Consider the following 2,396-nt stretch of genomic DNA (forward strand, 5'->3'; position numbering starts at 1 on the left):
GTCGGCCTCCTCCAGGTACTGCGTGGTCAGCAGCACGGTCGTGCCGCTCGCCACCAGCGCCCGCACGGAGTCCCAGACCTCGCCGCGGCTGCGGGGATCGAGGCCCGTGGTCGGCTCGTCCAGGAACAGCACCGACGGCGCGAGGATCATCGACGCGGCGAGGTCCAGGCGACGCCGCATGCCGCCGCTGTACTTGCCGACGCCCCGGTCGGCGGCGTCGGTCAGGTCGAACTGCTCCAGCAGCTCGGCGGCTCGCGCCCGGGCCCGCCCGCCGCCCAGGTGGAACAGGCGCCCGAACATCTCCAGGTTCTGCCGTCCGGTGAGCACCTCGTCCACGGCCGCGTACTGACCGGTGAGGCCGATCCGCGCCCGCACCTCGCGTGCCTGCCGGGCGACGTCGAGGCCGGCGACCCGGGCCCGGCCCCCGTCCAGCCGGACCAGCGTGGACAGGATGCGCACGGCGGTGGTCTTCCCGGCGCCGTTCGGCCCCAGCAGGCCGTGCACCGTGCCCTGCCGGACGTCCAGGTGGAAACCGTCGAGAGCGCGCTTCTCGCCGTAGCGCTTCTCCAGCCCCTCGGCCCGCACCGCGTATCCGTCGCCCATGGGGTCCCCCTCTCACTCGCAACCAAGAACAACTGAGTACACCGTACCCGATTGCGCGTACGCCGTACTCAGTTTTTCGGCGCGGTCCTAGAATGCCCCCATGGCGAGCGGTACGGAGACCAGCGGCAGCGGTGACATCAACCGCACCCTCGAACTGTTGTGGGACACCGGCCGGCGGCCCAGCCGGGGGCCCAAGCCGGGACTGACGCTGGAGCGGATCGTGGAGACCGCCGTCGAGGTCGCGGACCGCGACGGGCTCGGCGCGGTCTCGATGCGCCGGATCGCCACCGAGCTGGGCACCGGCACGATGTCCCTGTACCGCTACGTCCCCGGCAAGGGCGAGCTGATCGACCTGATGCTGGACCGCGTACAGCGCCCGTCCGACAATCCGGCCGACCTCGGCGACGGCGGCTGGCGCTCGGCGCTGGCGGCCCTCGGCCGGGCCACCCTCGCTCTCTACCGCCGCCACACCTGGCTGCTGGAGGTGAACCAGTCCCGCCCGGTCCTCGGCCCGAGCGCCCTGGACGGCATGGAGAAGGTGCTCGCCCGGATCCGGCCGATGGGGCTGACCGACCCCGAGCTGGTGTCGGTCGTCGTCATGATCGACGGGTACGTGGTCGGCGCCGCCCGCACACAGGTGTACGCCCAGGAGGCCGAGCGCGGCTCCGGGCTGACGGACGCCCAGTTCTGGGCGGCCCAGGAGCCGGTGCTGGTGAAGGCCATGGCCAGCGGCCGGTACCCGGTGCTCGCCTCCCTCTCCGAGGACGCCTTCAGCACCGGCTTCGACCACTTCGAGTTCGGGCTCCAGCGCATCCTGGACGGGCTGGAGGTGCTGGTGGCCGCGCGGACCGGGGCGGGCGGCTCAGCGGCGCCGGAAGACACGCCGTAGACCGAACAGCACCGCGCAGGCCACGAGGAGGCCGACCGCGCCGACCTTGAGCGTGTTGCCGCCGGAAGCGGAACCGCCGTCGGCGGAGCCTCCCGAGGACGACGAGGACGAGGACGCGTCGCCGCCGCCCCCGGGCGCGTCCTGCGCCTTCACCGGACTGTTCTCGCCCTCCATGCCGAGCAGCAGCTTCTTGCCGTCGGCCGTGTACGTGACCGACTCCCCCTGCCCCAGCGGCACGCTGATGCGGCCCTTGCGCTGGATCTTGCCGCCGTTCCAGGCGTACCAGATGCCGCCCAGGTAGCCGCGCACGGCGAGCTGTTCGCCGTCCGGGGAGAACGCGGCGTCGGTGGCCCACAGGTCGACGGGGATGGTGGGCCGGAAGACGTTCGTGCCGGAGGAGGACAGCTTCGCGGGGCCCTCGTACAGATGCCCGCCGTCCTCGTTCTTGTCGATGAGGTAGACCCGCCCCGTCTTGGGGTGGACGACCATCGACTCGGCGTCGCGGGCGCCGTCCGCGTACTTCACGACGTACTGCGTGGCCTTGACCGTCTGGTCCTTCAGCTCCTTCGGCTCGGGCAGCTCGTAGATCCACACGTAGGGCCACGTGCCGCCGAGGTTGTCGCCGATGTCGCCGACGAAGAGGCGGTTGCCCGGGCCGACGGCGATCGCCTCGACGTCCCGCGGGGTGCCGACGCCGGACAGCGCGACCCGGGCGACGGTCTCGCCGGTGGCACCGTCCACGGCGTACAGGTACGGCCCGGTGTCCTGGTCGTTGTGCGTCCAGTACACGCCGGGGTGGAGACGGGAGGCGGCGAGGCCGCTGGACTCCGTGATGCGCGGGTCCTTGATCGTGAAGCCGTCGCTCCCGCCGTCCCCGTCGGCGGCTGAGGCGGGCGCGGCGAAA

3 protein-coding genes are annotated in these 2,396 nt (G+C 72.4%); 1 reads left to right on the plus strand and 2 read right to left on the minus strand.

Going from position 1 to position 2,396, the window contains the following annotated elements; translation table 11 throughout:
- On the minus strand, nt 1-603 hold a 603-nt coding region (locus GTW67_RS12535), incomplete at its 3' end, for an ATP-binding cassette domain-containing protein (RefSeq protein WP_161164885.1).
- A gap of 100 nt (nt 604-703) precedes the next feature.
- On the opposite strand from GTW67_RS12535, the gene GTW67_RS12540 reads away from it, so the two are divergent.
- The gene (locus GTW67_RS12540) at nt 704-1,492 is read left to right on the plus strand and encodes a TetR/AcrR family transcriptional regulator (protein WP_161164886.1); all 789 of its coding nucleotides are present in this window, start codon (nt 704-706) and stop codon (nt 1,490-1,492) included.
- On the opposite strand, the gene GTW67_RS12545 is transcribed toward GTW67_RS12540, so the two are convergent.
- On the minus strand, nt 1,466-2,396 hold a 931-nt coding region (locus GTW67_RS12545), incomplete at its 5' end, for a YjiK family protein (RefSeq protein WP_161164887.1). The genes GTW67_RS12540 and GTW67_RS12545 overlap by 27 nt on opposite strands.

The organism is Streptomyces sp. SID5910, assembly GCF_009862125.1.
GTDB lineage: Bacteria > Actinomycetota > Actinomycetes > Streptomycetales > Streptomycetaceae > Streptomyces.